The 25765-nt window shown below is 40.8% G+C and carries 18 protein-coding genes and 1 pseudogene; 7 read left to right on the top strand and 12 right to left on the bottom strand.

Features of this window, described 5'->3' with window-relative positions; genetic code table 11:
• Positions 1-286: 286 nt before the first annotated feature.
• Positions 287-1754, bottom strand: a pseudogene (locus GJB62_RS04260) (ISLre2 family transposase).
• Between the two features lie 510 nt (positions 1755-2264).
• Here GJB62_RS04260 and GJB62_RS04255 point away from each other — a divergent pair.
• Together GJB62_RS04255 and GJB62_RS04250 are read left to right on the top strand one after the other, a co-directional pair.
• Positions 2265-2633, top strand: a complete 369-nt coding sequence (locus tag GJB62_RS04255) for a cyclic nucleotide-binding domain-containing protein (protein WP_114085842.1) — start codon at positions 2265-2267, stop codon at positions 2631-2633.
• Positions 2634-2788: 155 nt separating this feature from the next.
• Positions 2789-3163, top strand: coding sequence for a Lin0512 family protein (locus tag GJB62_RS04250; protein ID WP_181852948.1), 375 nt, complete (start codon positions 2789-2791; stop codon positions 3161-3163).
• 116 nt (positions 3164-3279) lie between these two features.
• On the opposite strand, the gene GJB62_RS04245 is transcribed toward GJB62_RS04250, so the two are convergent.
• Together GJB62_RS04245 and GJB62_RS04240 are read right to left on the bottom strand one after the other, a co-directional pair.
• Complete coding sequence (locus GJB62_RS04245) at positions 3280-5289, bottom strand: glycosyltransferase (RefSeq protein WP_114085844.1); 2010 nt, start codon at positions 5287-5289, stop codon at positions 3280-3282.
• A 357-nt stretch (positions 5290-5646) separates the two neighbouring features.
• Positions 5647-8421: a DUF3131 domain-containing protein gene (locus tag GJB62_RS04240; protein WP_114085845.1), complete on the bottom strand. Its 2775-nt coding sequence runs from the start codon at positions 8419-8421 to the stop codon at positions 5647-5649.
• Between the two features lie 215 nt (positions 8422-8636).
• Between GJB62_RS04240 and GJB62_RS04235 the strand changes: the two genes are divergently transcribed.
• Positions 8637-9179, top strand: a complete 543-nt coding sequence (locus GJB62_RS04235) for a Uma2 family endonuclease (RefSeq protein ID WP_114085846.1) — start codon at positions 8637-8639, stop codon at positions 9177-9179.
• Between the two features lie 310 nt (positions 9180-9489).
• Here GJB62_RS04235 and GJB62_RS04230 read toward each other — a convergent pair whose 3' ends face one another.
• A complete protein-coding gene (locus GJB62_RS04230; protein WP_181852946.1) occupies positions 9490-11007 on the bottom strand; it encodes a DUF3131 domain-containing protein in 1518 nt (505 codons plus the stop codon).
• Positions 11008-11156: 149 nt separating this feature from the next.
• Here GJB62_RS04230 and GJB62_RS04225 point away from each other — a divergent pair, with 149 nt between their 5' ends.
• Together GJB62_RS04225 and GJB62_RS04220 are read left to right on the top strand one after the other, a co-directional pair.
• Complete coding sequence (locus GJB62_RS04225; protein WP_114085847.1) at positions 11157-11732, top strand: TIGR04376 family protein; 576 nt, start codon at positions 11157-11159, stop codon at positions 11730-11732.
• Positions 11733-12378: 646 nt separating this feature from the next.
• The gene (locus GJB62_RS04220; protein ID WP_114085848.1) at positions 12379-12939 is read left to right on the top strand and encodes a nitrate transporter; all 561 of its coding nucleotides are present in this window, start codon (positions 12379-12381) and stop codon (positions 12937-12939) included.
• 88 nt (positions 12940-13027) lie between these two features.
• On the opposite strand, the gene GJB62_RS04215 is transcribed toward GJB62_RS04220, so the two are convergent.
• From GJB62_RS04215 to GJB62_RS36915, 3 genes are all read right to left on the bottom strand, one after another.
• Positions 13028-14458: a collagen-like protein gene (locus GJB62_RS04215; RefSeq protein WP_114085849.1), complete on the bottom strand. Its 1431-nt coding sequence runs from the start codon at positions 14456-14458 to the stop codon at positions 13028-13030.
• Between the two features lie 87 nt (positions 14459-14545).
• The gene (locus GJB62_RS04210; RefSeq protein WP_114085850.1) at positions 14546-15568 is read right to left on the bottom strand and encodes an NADP-dependent oxidoreductase; all 1023 of its coding nucleotides are present in this window, start codon (positions 15566-15568) and stop codon (positions 14546-14548) included.
• Between the two features lie 13 nt (positions 15569-15581).
• Positions 15582-16199: a class I SAM-dependent methyltransferase gene (locus tag GJB62_RS36915; RefSeq protein WP_209271474.1), complete on the bottom strand. Its 618-nt coding sequence runs from the start codon at positions 16197-16199 to the stop codon at positions 15582-15584.
• Positions 16200-16561: 362 nt separating this feature from the next.
• Between GJB62_RS36915 and GJB62_RS04200 the strand changes: the two genes are divergently transcribed.
• A complete protein-coding gene (locus GJB62_RS04200; RefSeq protein WP_114085862.1) occupies positions 16562-17446 on the top strand; it encodes a pirin family protein in 885 nt (294 codons plus the stop codon).
• Between the two features lie 65 nt (positions 17447-17511).
• Positions 17512-18897 carry a Rieske 2Fe-2S domain-containing protein gene (locus tag GJB62_RS04195; protein ID WP_114085851.1) on the top strand — a complete coding sequence of 462 codons (1386 nt, stop codon included), beginning with the start codon at positions 17512-17514 and terminating at the stop codon, positions 18895-18897.
• Positions 18898-18985: 88 nt separating this feature from the next.
• Here GJB62_RS04195 and GJB62_RS04190 read toward each other — a convergent pair whose 3' ends face one another.
• From GJB62_RS04190 to acnB, 5 genes are all read right to left on the bottom strand, one after another.
• On the bottom strand, positions 18986-19351 hold the full coding sequence (locus tag GJB62_RS04190; protein WP_114085852.1) for a DOPA 4,5-dioxygenase family protein: 366 nt from the start codon (positions 19349-19351) through the stop codon (positions 18986-18988).
• Between the two features lie 347 nt (positions 19352-19698).
• Positions 19699-20235, bottom strand: coding sequence for a universal stress protein (locus GJB62_RS04185; RefSeq protein ID WP_114085853.1), 537 nt, complete (start codon positions 20233-20235; stop codon positions 19699-19701).
• 533 nt (positions 20236-20768) lie between these two features.
• On the bottom strand, positions 20769-20981 hold the full coding sequence (locus GJB62_RS04180; RefSeq protein WP_114085854.1) for a hypothetical protein: 213 nt from the start codon (positions 20979-20981) through the stop codon (positions 20769-20771).
• A 217-nt stretch (positions 20982-21198) separates the two neighbouring features.
• Entirely contained in the window at positions 21199-22932 is a 1734-nt protein-coding gene (locus tag GJB62_RS04175; RefSeq protein ID WP_114085855.1) for a DUF262 domain-containing protein, read from the bottom strand.
• A gap of 156 nt (positions 22933-23088) precedes the next feature.
• Complete coding sequence (gene acnB / locus GJB62_RS04170; protein WP_114085856.1) at positions 23089-25749, bottom strand: bifunctional aconitate hydratase 2/2-methylisocitrate dehydratase; 2661 nt, start codon at positions 25747-25749, stop codon at positions 23089-23091.
• Between the last annotated feature and the right edge of the window lie 16 nt (positions 25750-25765).

Raw genomic sequence — 25765 nt, 5'->3', positions numbered from 1 at the left:
CTGTCAACCATTGCCGGGAGCAATGCGGTTTTGTCAGATCCGGTAAAAAACAAGCGATGCCTTCGGCGGGCTACGCCTACGCAAAAATCAAATCTAAGTAAGAAGTGACTTTAGTTACCAAAAATATGCTGATAGCCGTGAGAATTCATCTTGATGAGATATCTCAAAAAGATTAATAGCAAGTCATTTGACCATTGTTACTAAAAATATCTACAATCAGTCTTTTATACTTAGTGTTAATTAAAGCAAGTAATAAGTTAAAAGTAGAACTAAAGTATAAAATTTATCAAGCAGTTTGGGGTTTGAGAAAGGAATTAAAGATAGAACCACAAAAATTATCCCAACTTCCAGCTATCCATTGGCAACGCAGATGTAACATAATTTCTGCATTCTCTTTCAACCAGAATTTACTGTTTCCTTTGATTCTTAAATTTACAACTTGGCGGATTAAACTCTCAATTGCACCACTGCCAATAGGTAGTTTTTTATTTATTGCTTTATCGTAATTTAAACGCCCTTTCCGATAAGCATCTAAAATATAATTACGCTTAACTACCATAATCTTACAGCGCTCTCCAGTAGCTACAGCAATCAACTCATCCATCTGGCTGATTTAGGATTTAGCTTTACTTTTTTTAAACTCTTTCTAACTTTTACAAACCATTCCTTAGACTGTGCCTCTTCATTAAAAGCCGCGTCCGCAAATATTTTTAAATTTTCCGTAACATGATAAAAGTCAAATAGCTGATAAGTTTCAACTGGGCATCCTAATCTTGCCAAAAGTGGGGGAATATGTATCCAGATCCACTCCGCTCCATCCCCGATTAATAAGACTTGTTTTGCTTGACTAATTCCCAAGTCAACTAAACACGCTTCTAAAATCTCCAAAAGCGCTTTATATCCTTCATAAGTGCCATCATTCGTAATAGGAATTTCAGAACTATTTATTTTTTTACCTTGCTCATCAACAACATAAATTGTAAATAACTTTGGCTCAACCCATTTGCCGATAAACCCGTGTCGCTTGGTTTTGGAATTTCTTCTTCCCTTTTTATTAATTCGGATTCGACTCCGACCACCATCTACGGCAATGACAACTCTTTGGTCTTTAAGAATATTACCTTCGGTTAAATTCCCTAATTGGCGATTTAAGATTTTAGATTGACGTAAGTTGATCCCAATTTGACCAAATTTATATGTCAAACGTTCAATTCGTTTTAAACTAAGGTTAATTCCCCAACCCGTCAAAGTTGTACAAGCGGCTTCAAATGAGCTAGTGATTGCGCCGTATTGGGCAACTGTTGACCATACTAATGGGGTTAAGCCAGCCGTCTGACATCCCTAACCACTTTAATAATGGGCAGAATCCCTGAGTAGGGATTTTATTTTTGGTCGTAGATGTTGACTTTCTTCTTACCATATATGGCAATTTTAAAGTAACTAAAACATTTCCGACTGTTAATATTTGCCGTCTTATATAACCGTGTCTTTGCATATTGCCATCCCACCAGCAAGAGTGTTTGATTCATCGCTGCTTGATTGGCTGACTGAGATTGAGAGAGGTTATACAACAAAATAGCAATACATTGACCAGCTAAAATAAGTGCAATTTCTCTAATTTTTCCTTCTCTTTCTTCAAGAATTTTCCCATTCCATTCCGTAATATTCGTCAATTCTAAACATTTTGTTACCTCGGAAGAAAAATTTGATAATGATTTGCTCAAATCTAGAATTGCACATATACTTTTTTCCATTAAGGTAGATAATCCCTGTCTCGAAATTATTGCTCAAAGGGAATCCTAGCCTTTTTTAGGTCAAAAAAGAGAGTCTTGCAACTTGTGACTCAAACTCATCTTTTCTTTAAGTGTTAATACGTCTTGGTAAGTATAAATTTATTTATACTACTGGGAAAATGATTTAGCGATCGCTTGTTCTTTACTGGATCTGACAAAACCGCATAGCTCCCTCGTAGTGAGGGCTACCCTATGGGAACGCTCCGCGAACAGCCCTCATAAGAGGACTAAAGTCCTCACTACAAACCTTGAATTATTAACGCCGCTCTATTTACACCGTAGCTCCGATTTAGAGAGGGACGGTTTTGCCTGCATAGTAAAACCAGGGAGAGGTTTTTAGGCGATTAGGAGACTAATCAGGAATTTTGCTGAGATTGAGAGTTAATCGACATAAAGTAGTATACTTTTCTGGGTTCGTCTAAAGCTATCAACAAATTTCGTCTAAAAACCAAAAATTTTGGGGTCGCTCTAATGCTAAGTCCTGTAATAACAGTCAGTATCTTTCAAAAACAACCCGATCCTGAAGCATTCTCAGCAGGTGAAGTCATCTTTGAAGAAGGACAGTCTGGTGATAGTATGTACGGCATTCTGGAAGGAGAGGTAGAGATAGTAGTTAATGGCAAGGTTGTAGAAACTATTGAGCAAGGCGAAGTTTTTGGTGCTGGAATACTTGTAGGAATAAAAAATAGAAATTACACAGCTATTGCCAAGGTGAATACTAAACTAGGTTTTCTTGATGAAGAAGGGTTTCTCTTTGCCGTTCAGGAAACACCTATGTTTGCCATACAGGTGATGAAAAGTTACTCGGAGCGTCTTAGTCGCTTACAACGTCTGGTCTAAAGAAGGCAGGGGACAGAAGGCAGAAGTTTGGCTCTCATCGTAGGACTCTGCGTGAAGGGTCTTGTAAGGAAGAGATGCAGTATTCCAACTGAGCCTTCTGTCCTCACTATAGCTGCCTTTGGTGGTGAAAGGTGGAGAATTTACCGGAGGTAGAAATGGCGCGTAAACGGTTGATTATTGAGATGGGGATGGGAATAGATCAGCATGGACAAGAACCAACAGTAGCAGCATCTAGGGCGGTACGGAATGCGATCGCTCACAATGCTTTACCTGGTGTTTGGGAAGTTGCAGGTTTAAGCCATCCCAATGAAATGATTATAGAAGTTCAGGTAGCAGTACCATATCCAGAACAAGTTAGAGAAGAAGAGGTACTAGCTGTCCTACCATTTGGTCGGAAAACTCTTACCGTAGAATCTGGGGGGATGATAGTCCAAGGGCGGGCGATTCCCGAACTCAACGATAAAAATGATGAAATGTTGATTGCGATCGCATCGGTTACAGTTCTGATCGAAAATGAGCCGTTGAGCTAAAAAATGCAGTATTTATTTCATCAAATGAAGCATCTGTGAACAATTATCTGTATTTAATTACTTGGTGATTATTGGACACAGAAAGAACGAAAAAATACTTTGCTCTGTATTACCTTTTAGGTTTCTTTTGAAGGTTGCCAAACAGATGCGCGAATGATAGCCGACAAAAGTAACAAGTTATAGATAGCCCACACACCATTGAGTAAGTGAACCAAAGGATTATTTAGATGACCAATTGCAAAGCGATAAAGACTCCATAATATCCCCAGAATAGTGAGGATAAAGATAACTAACTGTGGCCAAACCAGCCTGAGATAAATACCAGACTGCCTTTGCTTAGGTGTGACTTGAAAATTGAGTTTTTGTCCTGTGAACACACTCCATACAGCTTGGATTAGCAGGGGGAATAAAGCGATCGCATATTGTTCAGAACGCCAAATTTCTGTAGCTGGAATGCCCCAGGTAGCTGCTAAGAACGTGAGACGGTTGATAATAAAAGCGGGGAAAAAGTGTATCGCAAAGTCAGATCCATAGGTTTTAACTGGAACAATGTCCGTAAAAAAATAGATAATTGGACAAGAAATAAAAACCAGAGTTGCAAAACCAGAGAAATAACTATACATAGTCTTAAAATATTGCAACCTTTGCCAAAATGTTAGCCCTGATTTTGTGAGTGGATTTTCCCTAACTAGCACTTGGATCGTTCCTTGTGCCCAGCGTAGTCGCTGCTTAAGAGTAGAACTCAGGTCGTCTGGTGCTAAACCTTCTGCCAAAAGTTCATTGTGATAAATAGATTTCCAGCCAGCACTATGCAGACGCATGGCTGTATTCATATCTTCTGTAATACTATTACTCGATACCCCACCAACTAAATCAAATTCATCTAAACGTTTTTCATCTTTGGCAAATTCATCAGCAAAATTTTGCAGTCCTACACTAACTAGTGCTTCACGCCTCAATATCGCATTTGTGCCTGTATAGAACGCAGCATTCATGCCATCTTTACCTTGTTGAAGTGGCCCATAAAATAAATTTGATCGATGTCCAAAAGGATCACCTGGAGGAATATTGTAAAAATCCTGGCGAGTCTGTACAAAAGCAATTTGATTCTGGTCGTATCTTCCTGTTGAAAGATTATATGTATAGAAATAAGGTACAACTCGCTTCAGAAAATTTTGCTTGGGAATGTGGTCGGCATCTAGAGTAACAATAAAATTTCCTGCCGTTTGTCCAGAAAAAATTGCGTAATTGATGTTGCCTGCTTTAGCATGATGTGCTACACCAGGTGTCTTGGGACGAGCGATATACCGAAACCGAGAGAGTTCCAAAAGTTCGAGTTCTTTCTTACGAATAGTTTCCTCTAGGGCTTTCCGTTCGGTAGTGAGGCGATCGCGTAGCGTCTCCACAGGAGAATTACTAATACCTTGATGATTCGGAGATACCCAAAGAATAAATTGTCGCAGACTTTGCACAAATTCCGTAGCCAACTGATTAACCACGGGTTCTGATGATGATGTTTGCAACCATTGTTCTGCGGACTGAGTATTAGGTGTCAGATTTTCTAGTTGCTTTAGACGCTGCAACAAATAAGAGTGTTCTGCATCAATCCGATTTGCTTCTTGTTGTAGTTGTGGTGACTGCAAATCCTCAATACACAATCTTTCTGTCATAGCCCGTATATCAGCCGAGTTACCATCATCCAGGACATAAACTCGTAACTTTGTTGGCGGATAATCCATTTTCAGAGCAGCTTTGGCCGTTTCCTCTACAATTTCCGGTGGTTCATTGTAGCAGGTAACAAAGACATCTACTGTTGGCCATTCGGATCTTGGTAAAGGTGGGGTCATCTGGTCGAGAGACTTAATTTGTCGCACTAAAGGTCGCCATAACCCAATCACAAACATCGCACCGCCGAAATAGCTATAAATTTCTGCTATCAGCAAAGGAATAGAGATCCACAACGCATCAAAATTGATGGAATGGGTGATGCGCCATTGCAAATACCAGATACCAAAAATTAAATTTATTTCTGCAAGATAGCGAAATAACAGCGTTCTTTTTTTAAGTAATGAGCGACTATTACCAGAAAACTTTGAGGAATTATCACTAATAGAAACTGAACTCATCTTGGTAGTTTTTTAGATTTTAGATTTTAGATTTTAGATTCGACTGCGCTCATTAACCATCGAGGCCATAAGCAAAAGCCAAACTGAGAGGTATATGTTGCAAGGAAAAGACTGTGTTTTTAGGAACCAGGATTTATGCCAAAAGGAGAGAATGTCAGACCAATAAAACTGCAAACAAAAGAGAGGCTATTCCCGATGAATTGGGAAGCCCCGTCTGTGTATAGGTTGGGTTAGCTTACATAATCTGCATTCTCTCAGAATAAGTATTCCCTACTTGAAGTGATTACTAACAACTTATTATCAACCCAACATTACTGACTAGAGAAGGCAGGGACGCATCTTTGCATTTCTGCGATCTTAGTGACCATCGCTCCTTGAAACCCAGTAACTACCAGAACTATCAGAAATTAACTTGGTTTGTTGTGTGGCAGTGTTGGGTAGACCTCGCCCAGAATTTCCCTTACTAACTTCTTGCCACCAAGGAGATTTCATGTCATTTGTCGGACGAATTAGAGGTTGTTGATTCATTACCTTGTACAGCAAGGATTGCAAAATCATACTGTTGGTGCTGCTGGTGAAACCAACTGCCGTTTTACCTGTGGCTTCATAGAAACCCTCATAAAATCCAGCTAATGGATTATATAAGTCAGTCGTTCCTTGCAGTAACTCTTGACTGTACTTGTTTTCTGGAAGCAGGGCATGATAGGCAAAAGCGACTGCTGTACTCACCAATCGCCCCTTTGGTACAGGTTGACCCTCATCTCCTAAAGCTACCCAAGACTCACCTTTTTCAGTAATTGTGCTGTGGACAGTGTAAGGCTTACGATCAATCAAGGTGGTAGCTGAGGCTGTGAGGTTGCCGGTGCGACGATAACGTTCAGCTTGTGCTTGAAAAATTGGTTCAAAGAGCGATCGCATTTGTGGATCTAGTCCAAACTCCAAAGCATAGAGTAAGAAAGGATTACTAACTGTGTATTGGTTTTTGGAATTGCTATCTTTGCGGTGGCGTTGAATTGGCACTTTCACTCCCTCTACTAAGGCAGTTTGATATTCTCCGCCAACAGCAGAACCATTAACATTAAATCCCCATAATTGAAAAGCTCTAGCTGCATATTCTTCATATCCCAAGCGGGTTTCGGGGTTGACACGGATTAGCGATCGCCCTTCTTGCTTTTTGGTGACAGTCGCACTGGATAGAATACCTTCGCGTACCACACGCAAGTATGACCAATCCAGCACAATTTTATCTACCGCAGCCGTGTATTCTGAATGACAGGTTTTTAAGTTGTAAAGTGCTGCCAGCATTCTACCTAAATCCAAAGCTGACCAGCCGTTTCCTTCTGGGGCTGGATTTCCACCGTAATCTACTGGTTGGAGCGATCGCGTATCATAACCCCGACCGGGTAACTCTCCAGCAAACAATGGTAACTTTGTCAAAGCTGCTAAAAGATGTCGGGTGCGCTGGTCAAATTCCTTGGGAGTAATTATATCGAGCGATCGCGCTGCATGGAGGGCTGCGAGATAATCTCCTAGTCCCCAGAGGGTTGCGCCTTTGAAATCACTGCGATCGTCAATCAGCCCATTTTTGGAGTGATAATTCGCTTGAAAGTATCGCCAAGCCGCTTCTGCATAACGCCGTTCAATCACCGACAGTGGTCGCTCCATCTTGATCTGAGATGATGGCTGAGGACTATCTACTGGTGGAATAGGTGCAACGGCGACTTCTGTAGGTTTAGAAGTATCCGCAGGGGTTGCAGGCGGAGTTTTAACAGTAGAATTCGGTTGATTTGAGGGTGTTGCAGGAGAAGCATTTTCACTCGGCTTGCCAGTAGACACACTCGCAGAACCAGAAGCAATTAAAGGGTGATTTCCCTTAGCTTTGTAGTACAAAATCTCCAAAATCAGCCCATTAGTATTACCTGTCAAAGCTTTATTAGGCTGTTTTGATTCTTCATAGATACCAGCATAGTAACCACTATCATCAGGACTGCGAAGATCCTTGACAGCATCAAAAACTTTTTGAGCATAAGCATTCTCTGGAAAAAGATAGCGCCAACCAAAAGCAGCTTTGGTACTAATGCTGCGAAACTGTGGATAAGGTTGATTAGCATCCGTGATTGTTGCCCAGTTTGCACCGTTGGCGTAGACGGTGTTGTAGAGAAAATAAGGCGCTTGGTCAATATTATCTTCTGTAACCGCAGTCAACTGCCCTGTGGTATCGTAACGCCGTTTTTGTACATCTAAAACCCTGGCAGCAAAATCAGCTAATTCACCTTGCAAGCCAAACTCAATCCCTTCAAGGATATAAGACTCACTCACAACGTAATTATTAGCATTAGTGCTTTTAAAGTCACGGGTATCAACGGGAATTTGCACACCATTAATTTCGACTAACTTAAACGGTTCTAAAGAAATAGCCTTGGGTGCGGGGAAACCCCAAAGTCCATAACCTCTAGCCCCGTATTCTTCGTAGCCAAGTCGTCCTTCTTGCACCAACAACGTTTTGTTGTCTGGGAGAACAGTAGCGCCAAAAAGTTGTCCATCTTTGAGCGATCGCGCCACTTGCCACTTCGCTACAATTCCTTTAAGCCAATCATTATATTGCGGATGACAGGTACGGATGACATCAAACGCTGCAAGTATTCGCCCAACATCCAAAGCAGACCAACCAAGACCCCGCTCAAGGGGATTGTTGCCATAATCAACCATTTGTGCATTGGCTGCGTTATAGACTTTGTTGGGCAAAGCATCCTCAAATAACTTTAAGCCGCTGAGAGTCGTTAAAAATTTGTTGAGACGAGCATCAAAATCTGCTTGGTCAGTGAGATTCAACCACCGTGCAGCATTCAACGCCATCAGGTAGTTACCCATATCCCAAAGTGTACCAGAAGGATAACCCCCAGTAGAATTTGTAAATCCTGTTGCTGGCTGATAATTTTTGACAAAATACTGCCAAGCACCACGAGCGTAAGTTTGTTCTTCAGGTGTCAGAGGGGCTGTAATATTGCTACAGCTATTGGAATTTTGAGATAAGACTGGTGTCGGGATGTAAAACAAAAATTGCAGAAATGTTCCAACTAGGAACAATGCAATCCATCTCAACAGCTTTTGTTGAGGAGGTTTGTATATCATAAGGCGAAGAAAGAGTTAGGAGTTAGAAGCGCATAGCGCGTCTGTACAGTTATATTCCTAAATCAAGATTTATTAGGTGTATTTTTTGCGTAATGGCTTTATCGATTCGGTAGAGGGCGCACAAGATGGCGATCGTATTTTCAGATTGTCACAAACGCAATTCAACAACTATAAAATTAAACTAGGTCTATCACAAGAATGTAAGCAATTCTGCTATGAAAACCCTGGCTAAATGGTCTGTAGACGACTATCACCGCATGGTTGAGGCGGGCATTCTGCGTGGTCGTCATCTGGAATTGCTAGCAGGCGAAATTGTTGAGATGAGTCCAGAAACCCCAATTCACTACACCACAGCAAAACGAGGTGCTAAATATTTAGAAGAATTGCTATCAGGTAAAGCTGATGTTCGTTTCAATGGGCCCATTACACTATCCGACTCGGAACCCGAACCTGATATTGCGATTGTTCGACTTCCAGAATCATCCTACAGCGATCGCCATCCCGCTCCTCAAGATATATTTTGGATTGTAGAAGTTGCTAAAACCAGCTTAAACAAAGACTTGGAGATCAAGGCTGCGATTTATGCTACGGCTGAGATTCAAGAATATTGGGTTTTAAATTTATCTGCTAAACAGATGATTGTGTTCAGAAACCCTCAAAATGGTAAGTATGTTGAAGAATATACTCTTACACAAGGAACGGTTACACCATTAGCATTCGCAGATATTTCAGTGTCCGTTCAGAGACTTTTGCCATAAAGTGGCGTTACTGAATGGATATTGCAAATTACCGTAGTTACACGGTATGGACATTGCACAGTAGATAACTTCTATTATGCAACGCCAATTTTTTCATGATTTGATAATCTTAGCTGTAACTTGCGGTGTTCTGATAGCCCTTTTGGTTGACCATTTTTTAATTAAAAATTAAAAGTTAAAAATTAGTGAAGAAGAATAATTTTTAATTAATTAATTTTGGGTACAAGCCCCCACTAAATCAAAGATTTAGTGGTCTACAATGAGTGGTGGGTTCAAGCCCCCACTCATTGCAATTTTTAATTTTACATTTTTAATTTTTAATTGGAGCGAAGCGACTTGACTTCTGGCTTTTGACTCCTGCCCAAACGGTGAGTGGTTGTCCAACTTGTTTATACAGTAAGCTTTCTAAAATTACGCCATTATTGTTGGCGGTGAGAGTTTTATTTGGCTGACGCATAGACTCATAAAAGCCGTTGTACCAACCATCTTTAGAGTTAAGGTTAGCTTGGACGAAATTAAATAACTGCTGCGTGTAATCAGTATTATAAAGCACGTGCCAGCCGATCGCAGCTTTGGCACTGAGGAACCGCAAATCGTTGTGTTTTTGTTGGGTATCTGTGATGGTTGCCCAAGGTTCTCCGTTGACAAACAAGCTGCTGTAAACAAAGTATGGAGGACGATCTAAGTTGTCTTCGGTAACGGCGGTTAATTGTTTTGTAGCTTCATAACGCCCTACTTGAGCAGCTAAAATCCGATCGGCATAAGCTTTAGGCAAAGCTTGAAACCCAGTTTCGATACCATCTAAAATATAGGGTTCGCTAAGAACGTAGTTATTGGCTCCAGAGTTTTTATAGTCGCGGCGATCATAAGGAACTCCCTGTCCGTAAAGATCAACAAAGGCAACATTGGACTGATAATCCAATGCTTGTGTAACATTCAAGCCCCAAAGCTTTAACCCGTAAGCAGCATAATTCTCATAGCCCAAACGGCCTTCTTGATTGTATTGTTCTCTACCTTTAATAACGGCAGTTCCGTACATTTTTCCATTTTTGGTAATACGCTTGACTTGCCAATGTTTCCAAACGTCTGTAGAAAGCGATCGCATTTCTGGATACTTTGCCTCGACAATCTTCAACCAGATTGCCATCCTTCCCAAATCAATAGCTGACCAACCAATTTCTTCGCGTTTTTCTAGTTGACCATAATTGACGGGTATGAGGGTTTTGGCATTGTAAACCTTGTTGGGTAGTTCCCCTTTATATAAAGGCATTGATGCCAGTGTTTTCAACATTTTGCTCATTTTGGCTTCAAATTCAGCCGCAGGCACGATATTGAGTTCTTTAGCACTAACTAAGGCTGCGATCGCTGCTGTCTGATCCCACATACTGACGGAGGCAAAGCCATCAACGGAATTTACCAAACCAGTTTCATCATTCCAGTTGCGCTGGAAATATGACCAAGCAATACGTGCCGTTGTCATTTCCTCTGGAGTTAGTTTTCCAACTCCCGGAGCAATGTATGGAATTATCGCTACCGTGAGTTGGTTCTTAGGAATAGCTTGACCTGGTAAAACTACAGATTTAGCATCAAGACTAGCAATGATTTCAGCTGCTTCAGCACCAGAGGCAGGGTTTTGGGGTTTCTTTGGTTGTACCAACTGGCGTGAAGCAGTTTCGGATGTTGAGATTTCCGGTTTTTCTATGGAAGCTTGGGAAAGTTGCTTAGACCAACTATTTAAAATTGCGATCGCTATTACAGCCGTAACTACCCCTCCTACAGAAGCTAGTATGGACAAGTTCTTTGGTGGCGGTTGAAAATCAGAACTCATACTGATTAAAGCCTTATTTTGTAAGTCAGCGTTGTTTACGTAGTTTCACCACATACATTCTTCCCAACTTTGAAATCTAACTAACACCCAGAAGTCCACCTGACTACTACAATAAAATAGTCACGCACCCGATCTCTGGAGTTCTAGCAGTGGGCTTATTTGATGATTTGAGTCGGTTTTTAGAAAACCGTTTAGAAGAATTCTTGCGTAACAATCCACATTTGGAGTTAGAGGCGCTGCTAGAACAGCTGCGTGAGCAAGAAGAAGACACATTAAAGCTGATCGCAGATTTACAATTGCAAGAGAAGCGATCGCAAGAAGAAATTCTCTCCACCGCTCAAGAAATTCAGCGTTGGCATATCCGTGTTCAAAAAGCCAAAAGCGCTGGCAGAGAAGATTTAGCAACTGCGGCGGGTGAGCGAGAAGCAGCCCTGTTGCGCGAAGGAAATCAGCGCTGGGGACACATGCAAGGGCTGAAAGAACGCATTAACCAATCTCAAGAACTATTACGAAAAATCCAGCAACGGCGACAGGAGGTGCAAGCTAAAGCCGCCGAAGCACAAACAGCCCGTGATAAAGCGCAAACTCAGCAGCGTTTTGAAACCAGTGGCTGGTCGAATAAAACTAGCAATTATTCTAGTGGGTTTGATGACTTAGAAGAGAAGTTCCGTAGCTGGGAAACTCAAGACGAGTTAGAACAAATGAAGCGGAATCTAGGGAAATAATCGCATCTGGATAAAAAGGACACCTGAAATTTATAACGTAAATGTATGATTACTTATTTTACAGTAATCATACATCGATTGAAATGGTATAACCAATCGCAGCGCTATATGGAATGCCAATCATGTCTTTCTTTTTGTTTGCATTGAAATAACGCTGACAGAGTTGATTTTTGAAGAAATAGACACCCGGATTTTTCAGTGGTAAAAAATCCGGGCAACGCATTGGCTTCCCTACAGTAATTTTGTTTTTACTTAATAAAGTATATCGACACTCCTTATTTTATAAATATTCTGTATTGCTCATAACAAATTTTGTTATTTATGTAATATTAAAAATCTTACATATTCATACTTACTACAATCATCAAACAATTAAAATTTGGAAATTGTATTTAATTTACTAATCAGGATTTATTTTTCTGATAAAGTTTACTAAAGTCAAGCCTTACCCCTCTTTGCATTACGACCAAAACATCGTAATAATACCTAACTTTTCTTGACTAATTCCCAACAAGGAGAAGATAGAAACAATCTTATATTTTTCAAAGAGAGCGTGTAATTTAACACATTTTTATCTTCGCTATTTTGTGTTGTTGCCACAGTATTTTCTAAATCTTTTCCATGAGAACTGAGGCAGAGAGAATATATGTTTTTAGACATTTTAGCTAGCCTGCAACGGTTGTTTGTGGGTTACATTCCTGCCGCAGTGTTAGGTAGTTTTATCGGATACCTAATAGGCATGAATAGCATGGTTTATCAGTTATTTAGGCTGATATTCCAGATACCACATAGTATCCCTCCTATAGCTTTGCTACCTATTGCATTAATAGTATTTCAAGAGAGCGAATCGGCTGCTACTACAGTAGTTTTTCTAGGAACTCTCTGGACGATGATTATTAATACAGCAATTGGTATGCAACATTTTCGTAGGCAAAATAATAACTTTCGAGTAGCTATATTCCATATATTTCATGCCTTGAAAGTTAGTATTTGGGTAGCCTGGTTTATAGTTATTTCTATAGAAATGCTAACAGGGCCAAAAGGACTTGGCTTTACTCTCTGGGAAGCTTATAAAGCTGGCAATGCTGATTATATAATTCAGGAGATCCTCTACATTGGCATCATTGGTTTTTTGCTGGATCAGTTGCTAGATTTTGCAGCTTATATTCTTTCGCAAATGGTTTCAGATGGGAAAAAATCTTCCTAAATTTTATCTAGTACAACATGGCAGAAATAAACCACCTATTCCAAATTAATGAAATGCTTATGCTGTATTCATTTTTAATTTTTAATTTTTAATTCCGCCTTGCGGTACTAGGTTTGCGGATTGCACCCTGCCAGCTAATAGTTTGTTTGGCAGAACGTATTCCCAAGGAACGAGTTGCTACGACTTCAATATCAACGTTGACACCAGGACGTAAAGCTGAGTCAGGAATTTTGAGCTTGCCTAAAGCTAGAGTAAAACGGTTGTAGTCACGAGTCACAAGTTCGTTGGGAATATCCCCTTCATATTCAGTTTTGTAGCCAGAAAAGCCGTACAAGTTATCCTGGGCGCGGAATTTGATGCGAAACTGAGTATTAATAGCATCAGATTTCGCTGCCAAATCAACTATTTTTAAGTTGAGGTTTTGTCCTGCTTCGGCAAACTCTGCTACAGCTAACCGGGTGACATCTTTTTTGGGAATGGCATGGTTAACGGTAAATGTTGTTAAATTAGCTTCATTCTTGATGCTACCATCAACCCATAAGTCCTCAGCAAAAGTAACTTCTACTTGTTTGTTGTCAGTTAAATTAAGTGTTACAGCTTGATTGCCAAAGCTAGTAATAGGTTGTTTTTCTTGCCAAACTATTTGAAAAGTTTCTTCTAGACGCTGTTCAAACTCAAGGTAATCATCTGCGATCGCAGAACCAGGCGCAAGTAGAGAAGTTGCCCCTTTGCGAAGATTCCATTTGTTCTTCGAAAGGTTTACTGGTTTGTTTGTCAGTTCCGAAATTGCTAGCTGTACCGTTGGAGTATCAGCCGCCAAAGCTTCCTTGCTATTTACAATACTTAAAGTTCCTAAGCGCCCTTGGCTACCATCGCTACCATCACTGCCATCTCGCCCATCGCTACCGTCGCTACATCGATAAACTTTGTCAGTACACTTATAATCAGGGCTACCGGGAGTTCCTTTGCAGGTTTTCACTTCCCACCTCCGCCTATGACAGCGACAACCCTCCGTACCGTTGCCACCTCTACCGCCACGTCCACCTTGCCCACCAGTTGCCCGAACAGAAATGTTTCGTAAATCTGCTAAATTGCTGTAATACACTGTGAGGGAACCACCATTTCCCCCATCTCCTCCCTTACCGCCGTTACCGCCATTGCCACCATTTGGTGCATTTATATCATGGCTGACGCGTAGGCGTTGCCCGCCGTAGGCATCGCGTTGATAACCACAGTCAGGGCGATCGCTATGTTCCCCGTCTTCCCCATCTTCACCATCTTTACCAGACAAATCGAGATTAACGGGTGAACCATTAACAAAAATATTTTGGTTTTCGCCGCTTCTACCCGATCGCCCATCGGTTCCTGTACGTCCATCTCTGCCATTATTTCTGGCTACTCTATAATATTCGTCAGAGGCAACAGCTGGGCATAAAACTGAACCAGAGGCAGGCAAAAAGCTCGTAAATAAGCAAAATGTCAGCAGTAGTGGTAGTTTACTCCTAAAACCATTGTGCATTTAGTTACACCTAAAACTTGAGTTAATTCAACTACTACTGACGCTGACTTTTAATAATTTGCTCCCTTGTCTCTAGTGCTGTGCCTTTTACTTGGCTGTTGGATCGTCGTTTACCTTAACAATCAGCTTGCCAAAATTATCACCTCGAAGTAAACCGATGAATGCATGAGGAGCATTTTCTAAACCCATAACTACATCTTCTTTATACTTAAGCTGACCAGACTGTAACCATCCAGAAACATCATGCAAAAAATCATTAAACCGATGTTGATAATCGGAAACTAAGAAACCTTTGATTAAAGCTCGTTTGATTAGTAGTGGCATTAAATTAGGCCCTGATGGAGTAGATGTAGCGTTATACTCCGAAATCAAACCTACTAATGGAATTCTTGCCCCAAGGTTGATCTGCTGCAATACAGTTTCTAAAATCACACCTGCTGTATTGTCATAGTAAACATCAATTCCATTAGGTGCAGCTTCTTTGAGTGCTGAATCAAGTTCTTGGGTTTTGCGGTTAATGCCAACATCAAAGCCTAATTCTTTAACTATATAGTCCCGCTTATCGTCACTCCCAACAATTCCCACTACTCTAGCACCTTTAATTTTGGCAATTTGGCCTGCTACTGCACCGACAGCACCAGAGGCGGCTGAAACCACAACAGTTTCACCTTCTTTCGGTTGACCAATATCAAGCAAAGCAGCATAAGCAGTCAGACCAGGCATACCCAGTACACCTAAGCTATAAGATAAAGGTGCTTGAGTGGGATCAAGTTTACGTAGTGTCTCACCCTTAGATACAGCATAAGTTTGCCAACCGTTATTGCTCAGAACAAAATCCCCTACTTGAAATTGAGGATAATTTGATTTAATTACTTGGCTGACTGTACCACCCACGATCGCAGAATTCAATTCTACTGATGCAGCATAAGACTCGCTTGCACTAATGCGACCACGCATATAAGGGTCGAGAGATAGATAAATGGTGCGGCTAAGAATTTCGCCTTCACCCGGTTCGGGAGTTGGTGTTTCTACTAAAGCAAAATCACTCTCTTTTGGTTCGCCAACTGGACGACTTTTGAGGATGATTTGTTTGTTCATTAAATCAGACATCAGTTATTTTCCTCTAAATTCTAAAATGTTGCAAAAAATTGTAGCGACTGTCTTGAATGTCAAGTGCGATCGTTAACAAAAAAGCGGGACTCTTAACATTGACGCAACTGGGGAACGCTGCGCTAGATTCTGTGGTGGCTGGTACGGGCAAAAAGACTAAGTCTACAGAGTTGTCTGGGGCTAAGGTAAGTTCGTTTGGAGGATTAATTGGAACCACTTTGACCTTACCAAAAACCTCTGGATTAGCTGCTAGCTTCTGTTGAAAAGCCAAAGTGGGTTTACTGCTACTGGCAGAGTTAGTAACTATGAGTTGTCCCTTTGATGCTAGAAATGGGGCTAATATCTCGGTATACCACCCACTCCCTGGCCATAATTCAACCACAGTCATGTTGGGGCGTAAACCAAAGAATTTTAGAGTTTCGGCGGGGTGGCGGTACTTGTCGCGATCGCGATTTGCAAGGGAGCGATGACTGCTAGTAAGTATGGTTTGGAGTGTTGTTGTACCATCGAAAGTTGGGGATTTTCCGCTCTCGTTAGCTAGAACACTGGGGGGCATCACAGATGCCAATATAAATAAAGCTAGAGTCAGGGTTTTTAGCAAGCCTTGGCGGTATATAAGATTTTGTCTCATAAACATTTTTTCTCCTTTCGGTCAGCATAAAGGCAAATCAATACTTTTTGGTTAAACCCAATAATCTCTCTTTTGGTCTGGGGAAAGGTTAAAGGGTAATGGGGAAAGGGAAATTCAAACCCTTTCCCTTTCCCCTTTCCCCCAAAACCCGAAAAGTATTGAAGGGCAAATAGCCCCTTCTAATCGTGTTATGCCTGATTCTCTAGGTTGTTTATCGAAACAGAATTCTGACCGAAGAGGAGCGATGGCGCGAAACGCCACCCAGAGGCGATCGCACAAACAGATAACTCATAAAAGTTAGCTTTTTTCTGGTGGATCTACTTATAATGATTCCAGCATTTACCAATTACCACCCATTACTTATGGCAATACTTCAACTGATTGAACCTGAAGTTAAAGATTTGGGTGGGTTTATTGCCCGCCGCAGTTTGCCATATCTTCATTGTCAAATGGTCGGGCCATTTATCTTCTTTGATCATGTTGGCCCGTCTGTTTTGCCACCCAACAAAGGTATCGATGTCCGACCACATCCTCATATCAATCTTGCCACCGTAACTTACCTATTTGATGGTGCTTTGATGCACCGCGATAGTTTAGGCACTGTGCAGGAAATTCAACAGGGTGCCGTAAACTGGATGACGGCGGGAAAGGGGATTGTACATTCGGAGCGATCGCCAGACAGCGATCGTCAAAAAGAAAGCACCATTCATGGCATTCAAACCTGGGTCGCCTTGCCTGTAGAATACGAAGAAATCGATCCAAGTTTCACTCACTATCCTGCCCAAACCCTTCCTACTTGGGAAGAGAATGGCGCTATCATCAAACTCATTGCTGGACAAGCACTTGGGTACACCTCACCAGTCAAAGTTTTCTCACCTATTCTCTATTTAGATGTAATACTGTCTGCCAATGCTCACTTTACTATTCCCACTGGTTATTCAGAAAGGGCAGTATACAGCGTCACAGAAGGTTTAAGCATTAATGAGCAACCGCTAGAGCCATATCGCCTTGCCATCCTAGAACCAGCAGATGAAATCAGGGTTTCTGCTGCTGCTCCTGCTCGGTGTATTGTTATTGGTGGTGAACCATTGGGTACACGCTACAAATGGTGGAATTTTGTTTCTAGCCGACCAGAGCGGATAGAGCAAGCAAAAGCCGATTGGCAAGATTGCCGCTTTGCTAACGTTTCAGAAGAAACAGAGTTTATTCCACTGCCAGAAGTGGTGACAGAGGCTAATCCCTTTTAGTACCAGTATGGTGTTGCGGATGCGCGATCGCAAACCTAATTAAAAAAGTTGAATATATTAATTTGATGACAACTAGCTTCTCTTGGACTAAACAGTGGTATCCAATAACTCCCATCAGCTATCTGGAACCCTCTTATCCGACCCCTATCACTTTGCTTGGAAAAAAGCTGGTAATTTGGAGAGACAAACATCAAAATTGGGTAGCAATGGATGATAGTTGCCCCCATAAATTGGCACAGTTATCTTTAGGAAGTATCCATGAAAATGGAAACCTGATGTGTCGTCATCATGGTTGGTGTTTTGATGGGGCAGGAAAATGTACAAATATTCCGATGTTGAGTGACGAAAAGGCTTTAAAAGCTGCTTGTAATAGTGAGCGATCGCAAGTAACAACATACCCTACTCAAGTGTTACAAGGATTACTGTGGATTTGGGCAGATGATAGTCCTACTGCTTTTGAAGATAGCACTACCAAGCAACCTGCCCTGATGCCAGAATCTCAACTTGATAGCTCGTTAACCGATTGGTTTATGTCAGAAGTTCCTGTTGGTTACACTGTCTCTGTTGAAAGTAGTTTTGATCCTTCTCACGCTCAATTTTTGCATAAAGGAATTGCTGGATTTTCTCCAGAAAGAGCAATACCTATACAAAATTTTGAAGTATTTGGAGAAATATCTGCTGAAGATGGTTTTACGTTAAAACATTCTGGTTACAATATTTTTAACAAAGATATGGATGCGACTAGGAAGTTCACTCCACCCTGTTCTAATACAACCAGCTATAAATATTCTAACGGTAAATTTGCTTTATTTCAGTTGTATTTTGTGCCCACCAAATCAGGTTATTGTAAACAAATTGGTAAATTTATTGCTGATACCCCTCCACAAAAAGGTAATTTCTGGTTTGAGCTTCTGCCCAAATATTTACAAACTGGGTTAAAACATTCATCTAGTTATAAGTTGAGTAACCAAGATTTATCAATGATGCACTCTCAAGCTGTTAATGAATCTGTGGTGAATAGAACTTGGCAAAAGTCATATTTTATGCCTTCAGTAGCTGACGTTGGCATCGTTACTTTTCGGAAATGGTTAGATGAATTTGCCGATGGTAAACCTGCATTGCAGGGAGTAGTAGAAGCACCTTTTCAAGAATTAAGTGATGAGCAATTATACGATATCTGGCACAGACATACAAAGCATTGCCCTAGTTGTCGACAATCTCTAGTTTTGATAGATAAAGTCAAAAGTTTTTGTCAAAATTTGACTTTAGGATTGACGATTTTAGCATTGTTACTAATCGTAATTAATCTACCTATAAACATAGTCATTACACCAGTTTTACTTGGCATACTAAGTTTAATTTGTGGCTATAAATTAGATTCAATTCGAGAACGCTTTCTCAGCAGTATTCCCGAAAAAGGTTTACCCGTGGTTGAATTATATGAAAATTAACATCAGAAGTTTGTAGTGGGCACTTTAGTCATCATCAAGTTTCACGCCTTAGCCCATAACTTTTACCCAACAAAGTGCGTTACTTCTCTTAATTGGATGAAGTCGAACTAAGTTGTCGAAGAAACTCAATATTCAAATCTAACTTTTCTCCTAACCAGAGAGAATAAACCGCGTGGTCTGAGACAGCATCGCCTGTCTCAGGGTGGACAAGAATATCTAATCCCTCACGATTAAGCATTAACCAAGGAACGACTTTATCAAACTGATTCGGTAAGAAAGCAACTTGATACATCCCCTTTGGGTGGGGCCCAATAGGCTTATCAAACCAGCGTCCGAGTTGCACGTCAAATCTAGCGCCCAATCCTTCACGTACACGCGCAGCGACATCCCGACTCGCAGCATCGAAGTAAACATGAGCATGAAAACCAGCGATCTCAATGGTATCTTCTTTCATAGATCCACTTTTTGCTCTCAACTCTAATTTTGGGTAGAGGACTTTTTCTTTTTCACTGAAAAAGCGATGTCTACGACGGGCTACGCCTACGCTCAATTTTAGCCTAATACCGTGCAGTTAAGGATAGTCTGTAGCGATTTAACTCTATAGAGGCCATTAATTGAGGTAATTGGGTAGTTGAAAATAAACCAAATTCTGAATTTGGCTGGCTATGATTTATGCAATATTAGTAGTCTGTCAAGTTTAAATTGATGGCAAGCAAGTTCGTAGTAAGGACTTTAGTCCTTCTCTTCTAAACCCTAAAATCCTTACTACAAACCCTCAAAACTAGTTTGACAAAGTAGTAATTAGTTAACGCTTAAAGTACTTGTAGTTTCTTTGACAACTTCATTTTTTTTAACAGCAGCTGAAAGATGCACAATATGAACCGAACAAGAAGCATGGTGAAGAACGTAGTTACTCACACTACCGAGAAATAACTCCATTAGCCCAGAATGACCCCGCCGCCCCATAACAATTAAGTCAGTGCCAGAACTATGGGCTAAGTCACAAATAGTCCTGCCAGGATTACCAACATTTTGCGTAAATTCTGTATTTACACCTGCTGTGTTAGCTTGTGCAGAGAAAGATTGCAACATCTGGATTCCCAAATTTTTAAAGGTATCCCACTGCTTTTGGTATAACTCAAAGCTTTGACTAGTCAATCCTGGATAGTAGTCAAAATTAGACATCATAGGTACATAAGGGCTACCCTCTTCTTCTGGAGATAGAACATGGACTAACATTAAGCTAGCTTGTGTTAACTTTGCTAAACTCAATGCTTCTTCAAAAACTTGTTGCCCTATTTCCGAGCGATCTAATGCAACTAAAATCTTTTTAAACATCATAATAGACCTCCTATTTCATTGGTAATTGGTCTTTACTGTTTCAGATTTCCAAATGCTGGATTATCAAAAATGACTAATCCCTCAACTATGTTTAGCGATTTTTGAATTTAAATATTCTTAAAGGTTTTCGCCCCATATTTATATATATAGCAAAACAATTTGAGGAACTTGTGAGGAAAGCAAACATTTATCTTTGATTACGAGCAAGTATTCGGTTTTATAATATACATTCAACTACGTATATAATGTTTTTCAAATGCGAGTACCTTGATTCAAAGTATGGATTTATCAGATGGATTTAGTATTTTTCACTGCCAAAAACTCATGTAATTCTTCCATACTTACTGACGTACAGTAAATATCAGTTTCTATTTTATAGACTTCCAAAAAAGATGCAATCGCTTCATTAAGTTGGTTTATTGCTGCTTTTTGATTTATCCCTTATCCTACTATTCCATTGTCTAGACATAAAGCAACCCAATAACCCGCACTCTTTCGCAAAACTGTTGTGTAGAATTCCATAAATATTTTCAACTTGCCACATTTTCTTGTTTTAGTGATTGATAATATTTTAGGGCTTCATCTTTTGATAGTAGTTTTTCTTCCTCTACTTCCTCTATGAGTTTTGCTAAACCGTAATTCTCAAGAATTTCTTCAATTTTTTCAAATTCAGCGATAGGAATTTGTACAGCAATAGGTTGTTGATTTTCGTCGAGAACATAATTTTTGTGAACTTCAAGCATTTTAATGACTCCTATGTGTAAAAAGCTTGGTGTCAGGTAATTAGACTTTAATAGTTTATTGCGATCGCATAAATTGACCTCTCCCCCAACCCCTCTCCGTTGGCATAAGCCTGCCGTTAGGCATAGCGGAGAGGGCAGCCAGATTTCTTGTAAGTAAGGGAGTTGAGGGGTTAGGTCTGTGTGCGAAGTGAGAGGGTGCGATCGCATACAATTTCTTTTATCGAGGCCATACTTTAATCGCTATTTTAGCTAAAGATTCAGCGCGACTTTTGATTTCCTCTTCATTCCAAACATTTACCTTGTGAAAATATTGGTTTAAAGTCACATTACTAGCCCTTAAAATCTTCAATTTCTCCTCAAAGGATTTGTTAGATAATTCAGAGTTATATTGTGTTAACGTGAGATTACCCAAAGTGTGAAGCCATTCCTTATGCGCCTTGTTATAATTTTCGCCTAGCATTTCTTGCCATTCTTTACGTAAAGGTGACTTTTGGGGCATAACATGCTCAAGACTCATAGGCTGAGTATCAACACGCTCCTTACTCAGAGATTGTTCTATACTTTCTAATAAAAACTTCACGCGTTCATTTGCTGTCGAGCTTTTAGGATTATATAGAGGTTCATTGGCGATATACTGACAGAATAAGTTGTCATCAGGAAACACTTGAGTTTTCTCAAAACTAATTAGAACTTGACGTAACCCATTTACTAAATCTTCAGGATTTGTTTCCTTTACTTGCTTATATAGATTGTTAAATGTTATGCCTAAAGCTCTAGTAGGAATCCCAACAATCCAACGGCGTACAAAGTAAGATTCTAAATATTGCAGGATTTTCTCAAAATCTTGAATAGATAAGTGTTGTGCCTCATATTCATAATAAATATTCAGGAGAAATATATGACAAGTAGTGAAATCCAATTTTTTTAATCGCTGAAACCAATGCCTTAGTTTTGGTTCTTGTTCTTCATCGTCAAAATTAAGGCGTAGATAGTAATTAGTAAATTTTATAAGGTTATGCAACTCAGCCTTGATACCTAGTTCTGGTTTTTCAAACCGTTTAGCCGATTCATCAAAACGTTGTTTAATTGATTTATAAACGGCTTTTTCATTAACTGCCTCTCCATCTTTACGCAGATAAAACCAAAATGCCTTAGTTAGTTCATCTGCATATTCCTTTTGCTTCATGTTTGATTTAAAACTTTCTTGAAGAGGCAACCACTCGCTGTTGTAAACTTCATCTCTTTCTTCAGAAGGTAACTTCATAAATATATAGTTACGAACTAAATCTGCTTGGGTTAATTCTTCTCCTTTATTGTTCAAACTCTCAAAAATAAGATATGGGTTATCGTTGTTATCAGAAGTAATATTTACTAATACCAAACGTTCTAGAATAATATTTTTAAATTTTGCAAAATCTAACAAAATATCCTCATCTGCAAAAGGCTTCTTCAGCTTCGCATCAAAAAATTTATAAGCTTCATGTATTGCTCCTGATTGTGATTCTTTATTCCTACCCTTAGTTATCTTATTGTCGATAATACTTTTATATGCGTCGCAGTCATCCTGAGTAGGCAGCACTTTATAAAAATCATCATTCTTTTGATACTTATTTATCAAAAAAAATTCATGTATCTGTTCTGCTATTTGTTTGTCAGATTTTTTGAGATAGTTTCTTAACGCCGCCAAAAGAATGCTAAGAGTTGTAAAACGTTGTTGTCCGTCTATAACAATATATCGACTTATACCATCAGCAGTTCCAAGTTCAGCTTGAGTTACTATAGGCCCAAGAAAATAAAAGCCTTTTTCATCATCATTATAAAGACTCATCAAATCTTCCCACAGAGTCTCCCAGTTCTCTTTTTTCCAAGAGTATGGTCGCTGAAAAAGAGGTATTTGAAACTGTTTACCACCTTCTAGTAAGTTACGGAGAGTTGTTTCTGATGCTTTCATGCTTGTTATTTGCTTTATGTATCATATACGATAATAACTAATTTTTGTATTATCAAAGACTTCAGTGTGAGGGATTTACATTAAAAAGCCCGCAAATGCGGGCTTGCTTTCTGTAGCCACAGATTAAAACCTGGGGCATTTCATGTTAATTATTACCTACTTCGCCGCAGTCGGCATACCCAAAATATCCTCAAGTCTCGGCATATCTTCCAACGCAATCACGCGCCCCTCATCCTCAAAACCAGCAATTTGATCAAAGTTTAAATACCGATACAAATCATCTGCAAAAGGATGAATTCTACTCGCCACAATATCCAAGTATTCCTGCACTGTTGGAAGCCGCCCCAGCAGCGCACAAACTGCGGCTAATTCTGCTGAACCAAGATACACTCGCGCATCTTTACCCATACGATTATTGAAGTTGCGGGTAGAAGTAGAAAACACTGTTGTGCCATCAGCAACTCGCGCCTGATTACCCATACACAAACTGCATCCTGGCATTTCTGTTCTAGCACCCGCAGCCCCAAAAACGCTGTATACACCTTCTTCTTTTAATTGGTGTTCATCCATGCGGGTTGGTGGCGCTATCCACAGGCGAGTTTTCACTTCACCTGCGCCTTCCAAAACTTTCGCTGTTGCCCGATAATGACCAATATTCGTCATACATGAACCGACGAATACTTCTTGCACTGGATCATTAGCAACTTCCGATAATAATTTAACATTATCGGGGTCATTGGGAGCAGCAACAATTGGTTCTTTGATTTCGTTTAAATCAATTTCAATTATTTCCGCATACTCCGCATCGGCATCGCCTTCTAATAATACGGGATTTGCTAACCATTCTTCCATCTTAGCCACACGGCGCAGCATGGTACGCGGATCGTGATAGCCTCGTGCTATCATATTTTTCAGCAGCGCGATATTAGAACGCAGATATTCCGAAATTGTCTCTACACTCAGCTTAATTGTGCATCCGGCACAAGAACGTTCGGCACTAGCATCGGTGAGTTCAAAGGCTTGTTCAACTTTTAAATCTGGCAAACCTTCTATTTCCAGAATGCGCCCGGAGAAGACGTTTTTCTTGTTCTGCTTCTCTGCTGTCAGCAAACCTTTTTGAATTGCTACGTAGGGTATGGCATTCACGACATCGCGCAGGGTGATACCTGGTTGCAATTCTCCTTTGAATCTTACCAAAACTGACTCTGGCATATCTAAAGGCATCACACCCAAGGCGGCTGCAAAGGCTACTAATCCAGAACCGGCGGGGAAGGAAATACCCAAGGGGAAGCGGGTGTGAGAGTCGCCGCCAGTTCCCACGGTGTCGGGTAGCAGCATCCGGTTTAACCAAGAGTGGATGATACCATCACCGGGACGGAGGGCGACACCGCCACGAGATGCAAAGAAATCGGGAAGTTCGTGATGGGTTTTAATGTCTACTGGTTTGGGATAAGCTGCTGTGTGGCAGAAACTTTGGATCACTAAGTCTGCACTGAAACCAAGACAGGCGAGTTCTGTCAATTCGTCGCGGGTCATGGGGCCTGTGGTATCTTGAGAACCAACGGTGGTGATGATGGGTTCGCAGGATGTGCCGGGACGCACGCCAGGTAATCCGCAAGCTTTACCTACCATTTTCTGTGCCAAGCTGTAGCCTTTGCCTGTATCAAAAGCTTGCTGGGGACGGGTGAAAACGGTGCTGGGTTCTAAACCTAGTGCAAGACGAGTTTTGTCGGTGAGGGTACGTCCAATAAGTAGGGGGATGCGTCCACCTGCGCGGACTTCATCGAGGATGGTATCAGGTTTAAGGTCAAAGGTGGAAATGACTTCGCCTGTTTCGTTGGTAATTTCGCCTTTGTAGGGATGGATGGTAATTACCATGCCGGTTTCTAGTTTGGTGACATCGCACTGAATAGGCAAAGCACCGGCATCTTCTGCTGTGTTAAAGAAAATTGGCGCGATCGCACCACCTAAAACATAACCCCCAGCACGTTTGTTTGGCACAAAAGGTATATCATTCCCTGTATGCCACAATACTGAGTTAATAGCAGATTTACGCGAGGAACCTGTACCAACTACATCCCCCACGTAAGCTACAGGATGCCCTTTTTTCTTCAACTCCGCAATTGTTGTCAAGCTTCCCGGTTGCCGTGACTCTAACATCACTAAGGCGTGTAAGGGAATATCTGGCCGAGTTGTGGCGCTTTGGGCGGGGGATAAGTCGTCGGTATTGGTTTCGCCAGGAACTTTAAAAACGGTGACAGTAATCGCTTCTGGAACTGTGGGGCGAAGGGTAAACCATTCAGCTTCCGCCCAAGAGTCAACCACCCGTTTGGCGAAAGGATTGGTTTTAGATAACTCTAAAACATCGTGGTAAGCGTCATACACCAAGAGGATTTTGCTTAAGGCGTTGGCGGCATAAGCGGCGATGGGTTCCTTTCCTTGTCCACCCATTACCAAAGGTGTTTCGGATGAGTCAGAGACGGATACAGTAGGCAATTGCAGCAAATCGATTAAAGATTGCACATTGTAACCACCGATCATTGTGCCCAGCAATTGCACTGCTTCGATGGGCGCAATCAACGGACTGGTGATTTGTTCCTTAGCGATCGCAGTGAGAAATCCAGCTTTCACATAAGCTGCTGGATCAACACCAGGAGAAACGCGATCGCTCAATAGATGTAATAATATATCCTCTTGACCCTTTGGCGGATTTTTCAGTAATTCACATAGTTCTGAGGTTTGCTTCGCATCCAATGGTAAAGGGGGAATACCGAGTGCTGCTCTTTCAGCAACGTGTTTACGATATTGTTCTAGCATTTTTATGTTCTCCATT

Source organism: Nostoc sp. ATCC 53789, from assembly GCF_009873495.1.
In the GTDB taxonomy this organism is placed as follows: Bacteria; Cyanobacteriota; Cyanobacteriia; order Cyanobacteriales; family Nostocaceae; genus Nostoc; species Nostoc muscorum_A.
This window is presented reverse-complemented; position numbering and strand designations above follow the sequence as displayed.

Excerpts from the sequence above, each read along its gene's own strand:
- GJB62_RS04175 (WP_114085855.1), bottom strand. The coding sequence starts at position 22,932 with ATGAAAGCATCAGAAACAACTCTCCGTAACTTACTAGAAGGTGGTAAA.
- GJB62_RS04255 (WP_114085842.1), top strand. The coding sequence starts at position 2,265 with ATGCTAAGTCCTGTAATAACAGTCAGTATCTTTCAAAAACAACCCGAT.
- GJB62_RS04250 (WP_181852948.1), top strand. The coding sequence starts at position 2,789 with ATGGCGCGTAAACGGTTGATTATTGAGATGGGGATGGGAATAGATCAG.
- GJB62_RS04185 (WP_114085853.1), bottom strand. The coding sequence starts at position 20,235 with ATGTTTAAAAAGATTTTAGTTGCATTAGATCGCTCGGAAATAGGGCAA.
- GJB62_RS04195 (WP_114085851.1), top strand. The coding sequence starts at position 17,512 with ATGACAACTAGCTTCTCTTGGACTAAACAGTGGTATCCAATAACTCCC.
- GJB62_RS04180 (WP_114085854.1), bottom strand. The coding sequence starts at position 20,981 with ATGCTTGAAGTTCACAAAAATTATGTTCTCGACGAAAATCAACAACCT.
- GJB62_RS04200 (WP_114085862.1), top strand. The coding sequence starts at position 16,562 with ATGGCAATACTTCAACTGATTGAACCTGAAGTTAAAGATTTGGGTGGG.
- GJB62_RS04210 (WP_114085850.1), bottom strand. The coding sequence starts at position 15,568 with ATGTCTGATTTAATGAACAAACAAATCATCCTCAAAAGTCGTCCAGTT.
- GJB62_RS04235 (WP_114085846.1), top strand. The coding sequence starts at position 8,637 with ATGAAAACCCTGGCTAAATGGTCTGTAGACGACTATCACCGCATGGTT.
- GJB62_RS04240 (WP_114085845.1), bottom strand. The coding sequence starts at position 8,421 with ATGATATACAAACCTCCTCAACAAAAGCTGTTGAGATGGATTGCATTG.
- GJB62_RS36915 (WP_209271474.1), bottom strand. The coding sequence starts at position 16,199 with ATGAGACAAAATCTTATATACCGCCAAGGCTTGCTAAAAACCCTGACT.
- GJB62_RS04230 (WP_181852946.1), bottom strand. The coding sequence starts at position 11,007 with ATGAGTTCTGATTTTCAACCGCCACCAAAGAACTTGTCCATACTAGCT.
- GJB62_RS04190 (WP_114085852.1), bottom strand. The coding sequence starts at position 19,351 with ATGAAAGAAGATACCATTGAGATCGCTGGTTTTCATGCTCATGTTTAC.
- GJB62_RS04245 (WP_114085844.1), bottom strand. The coding sequence starts at position 5,289 with ATGAGTTCAGTTTCTATTAGTGATAATTCCTCAAAGTTTTCTGGTAAT.
- GJB62_RS04215 (WP_114085849.1), bottom strand. The coding sequence starts at position 14,458 with ATGCACAATGGTTTTAGGAGTAAACTACCACTACTGCTGACATTTTGC.
- GJB62_RS04220 (WP_114085848.1), top strand. The coding sequence starts at position 12,379 with ATGTTTTTAGACATTTTAGCTAGCCTGCAACGGTTGTTTGTGGGTTAC.
- acnB (WP_114085856.1), bottom strand. The coding sequence starts at position 25,749 with ATGCTAGAACAATATCGTAAACACGTTGCTGAAAGAGCAGCACTCGGT.